This window comes from Pseudoalteromonas sp. A601, from assembly GCF_002165575.1.
GTDB lineage: Bacteria > Pseudomonadota > Gammaproteobacteria > Enterobacterales > Alteromonadaceae > Pseudoalteromonas.
Map to the genome: position 1 here is coordinate 1 of NZ_MXQF01000068.1, position 3711 is coordinate 3711.

Genomic DNA, 3711 nt, shown 5'->3' on the forward strand with positions numbered 1-3711 from the left:
ATCATTTCTTTTACACAAAGATAAGAAAGAACAAGTTTGGCAAACTGGTTTCTATGACTCATTAATTAGAAATGAAGAGCACTTATTGCATCAAGCAAGATATATCGCAGCTAACCCAATAAGAGCCGGCATTGTTAATAATTTAGGCAATTACCCTCATTGGGATTGTATCTATTTGAATTCAGATCAATATGATTAACACATTTCCTAAATCTTAAACACGATCACGGCTGAAGCCTGTTCCCACAAGACAAACCACACTCCACACCCTGTAGGAGAGCGCTTTAGCGCCGATTGGTTCAACACATACCCAAAACATTAAACACAATCACGGCTGAAGCCTGTTCCCACAAGACAAATCATACTCCAAACCCTGTAGGAGAGCGCTTTAGCGCCGATTGGCTTTTGCACATACCTCAAACACAATCACCATCACGGCTGAAGCCTGTTCCCACAAGACAAATTACAACACACAAAGGGGTGATTACGAATTTCATTGGATAAAGGCTAAATTACATAACAATAACTTAAGTCGTACAAAGTAATTTCGGTTAGTACATATTTACTTGAGAAGCTTTTGAAAGTGGTGGCCCCTCGCAGACTTGAACTGCGGACCTAACGATTATGAGTCGTGTGCTCTAACCAACTGAGCTAAGGGGCCATATTGTATTAGCATGTATTAATCATAACTAAATTTTTTGAAGCGTTTAATCACCTAAGCGATTAAAGCGGATTGCAGTATAAAAAGTTTTTACTGGCTTGTCACTAGCAAAAAGCTTTATTTTAACAATCAACAAGCTAACTGCTTAAATAGTAGCCTCAAAGTGGCTTTATTGGTCAGAAAGGCAATTCATAATTTAATATTTCCCTTTTACTGCTACACTTTTCATTTGCACTAAAAGGAGTTAACTATGCAAATAAAGCACCACGGAGCAGTAAACGGCGTAACAGGTTCTTGCCACGAGCTTATGGCATCTAAAAATACTTCAATATTAATCGATTGTGGGCTATTTCAAGGAGAAGATGCAGGTATTGATTTATCAATACAATTTGACGTATCAAATATAACGGCACTCATTGTTACCCACTGCCATATTGACCATGTTGGCCGTATTCCATATTTATTCGCAGCTGGCTTTACTGGGCCTATTTATACCTCTATAGCATCGGCGAGCTTGCTACCCTTAGTTATTAAAGATGCGCTTAAAGTTGGCGTAACCCGCGACGAAAATATTATTAACGCATGCTTAAACCTACTTAATAAGCGGATAGTTGCCGTAGAATTCGGCCACTGGTTTACACTACCTAGTAATGATCAAGCCCCGCTCAAAGCCCGCCTACAACGAGCCGGACACATTTTAGGCTCAGCTTATGTTGAAATAGATATAGCTGATAGAAAAAATAAACACCGAGTGGTATTTTCTGGTGATTTAGGCGCCCCATACACACCATTATTACCGGCTCCAAAACCGCCCTACAAAGCTGATACTTTAGTGATCGAGTCAACCTACGGCGATAAAAATCATCAAGGCCGTAAACAGCGCACACAAACGCTCAAAAAAGTAATCGAAACAGCAGTAGCCGATAACGGTATCGTGCTTATTCCTGCGTTTAGCATAGGGCGAACACAAGAGTTATTGTATGAGCTCGAGCAGCTAATTCACAGCTCAAGTAAGCAATCACCTTGGCGAACCATAGAAGTCATTGTTGACTCTCCTATGGCTGCAAATTTTACCCAGCAATATCGTCAATTTAAAAGCCTGTGGGATACCGAAGCCAAAAAGCGTTTAGCAAAAGGCCGCCACCCACTTAACTTTGAAAGCTTACATACAATCGACAGTCATAAAGAACATATGGCAGTGATTAATTATTTAAGCCAACGAAAAAAACCCGCAATCATACTTGCAGCAAGCGGCATGTGCCAAGGTGGTAGAATCGTCAATTATCTTGAAAGGTTTCTGCTAGACAAAACCGCTGATGTTATTTTTGTTGGCTATCAAGGTAGAGGAACATTAGGGAGAGAAATTCAAAAATACGGCCCCCGCAGCGGCTATGTATTTATCAATGATCACAAAATAATAATTAATGCCAAAATTCACACCATCAGCGGCTACAGCGCCCACGCAGACCAAGAAGGGTTAATAAAATTTGTTACCGGCATGCGTAAAAAGCCACGCTTAATAAAGATTGTTCACGGGGATGATAATGCAAAGCAGGTATTAGCTCAGAAGTACCGAGAGGTTTTAGGGAAAGAGGTTGAAGTTGAAATTGCGAAAGGATAGGTTCTAGGTTCTAGGTTCTAGGTTCTAGGTTCTAGGTTCTAGGTTCTAGGTTCTAGGTTCTAGGTTCTACAAATTATAAAATATGACACAATGAAAGCTACGGGCCGCGAGCTAAGAATGCGCCTAAAATCTAGCGCCGAGACGCTTCGCTACACCGAGAAGAAAAAACTAGGGCCATAAATAAACATAGAACCTAGTTACTTCCCTAGAGCCTAGCACCTTAATACCGTAGGAGAGCGCTTTAGCGCCGACTAGCTTTAATACATAAGCTCAAACATCATCACGGCTGAAGCCTGTTCCCACAAAGATAAAGTCCACCTTTAACCTCATAAACCCAGCGCCTCTTAACCTCTTTGTGAATAAATCACTTAAAATCAACGCGGCATACAGCCGCGTCAAAGCTAAACTTACACCGCTTTTAAGTGACTCTTTTCTTTTGGCTTAACCAATTCAGATACAAAGCCTGTAAAGTCAGTTCCTAAGTTTTCATCACGCATGCTGTATTCAACAATCGCTTTTAAATAACCTAGCTTATCACCACAATCGTGAGAGCTCCCGCTCATGTGAAACGCCTCAACCGTTTCTTTTTCCATTAACATATCAATAGCATCGGTAAGTTGAACCTCACCACCTGCACCCACAGGGGTTTTAGCCAGTAATTGCCAAATAGCTTTAGATAGCACATAGCGACCAACAACCGCTAAGTTAGAAGGTGCATCTTCAGTGTTTGGCTTTTCAACCATGGTTTTGATTTTTGCACTTTCGCCCGCACCAATTACAGCACCATCAATATCAGCAATACCATATTTGCTCACATCTTGCTGTGCAACCGGCTCAAGCATAATTTGACTTGCTTTTACGTCGTTAAAACGTTTGATCATTGCCGCTAAATTTTCAGTTTTTTGGTCAGCTGTGTATGCATCTAAAATTACATCAGGCAATACAACCACAAAGTCGTCATCACCTACGATTGGCTTGGCACATAATATTGCATGCCCTAACCCTTTAGCTTCGCCTTGGCGAACGCTCATAATAGTTACATCAACCGGGCAAATTGAGCGTACTTCTTCAAGTAAGGTGCGTTTAACACGCTTTTCAAGTGTTGCTTCTAGCTCGTAACTAGTATCAAAATGGTTTTCAATAGCATTTTTTGAGTTGTGCGTTACTAATACGATTTCTTTAATGCCTGCAGCAACACATTCATTAACGATATATTGAATAAGTGGTTTATCCACCAGTGGTAGCATTTCTTTTGGAATTGCTTTGGTCATTGGTAACATACGAGTGCCAAGGCCAGCTACAGGGATTACAGCTTTCATTATTAGTCCTTTATTCAAGTTTTTATTAATTCAATTTAAGTTTAAATTATCAGCTTAAAGCTTTATAGGAAGTGAATGAGTTCTAGGTTCTAGGTTCTAGGTTCTAGGTT

General features: G+C 40.4%; 2 protein-coding genes, 1 tRNA gene and 1 pseudogene. 2 read left to right on the forward strand and 2 right to left on the reverse strand.

The genetic code is table 11. The annotated features are described in order from the left end of the window. Positions 1 to 199 (forward strand): annotated as a pseudogene (locus B5G52_RS22250) (transposase); the annotation flags it as partial. 385 nt (positions 200 to 584) lie between these two features. Here B5G52_RS22250 and B5G52_RS21605 read toward each other — a convergent pair. Next, a tRNA-Ile gene (locus B5G52_RS21605) sits at positions 585 to 661 on the reverse strand. A 250-nt stretch (positions 662 to 911) separates the two neighbouring features. On the opposite strand from B5G52_RS21605, the gene B5G52_RS21610 reads away from it, so the two are divergent. Further along, on the forward strand, positions 912 to 2282 hold the full coding sequence (locus B5G52_RS21610; protein ID WP_087534695.1) for an MBL fold metallo-hydrolase RNA specificity domain-containing protein: 1371 nt from the start codon (positions 912 to 914) through the stop codon (positions 2280 to 2282). A gap of 407 nt (positions 2283 to 2689) precedes the next feature. Here the strand turns inward: B5G52_RS21610 and galU are convergent, their stop codons facing one another. Beyond that, on the reverse strand, positions 2690 to 3601 hold the full coding sequence (galU, locus tag B5G52_RS21615) for a UTP--glucose-1-phosphate uridylyltransferase GalU (RefSeq protein ID WP_087534696.1): 912 nt from the start codon (positions 3599 to 3601) through the stop codon (positions 2690 to 2692). Positions 3602 to 3711: the final 110 nt, after the last annotated feature.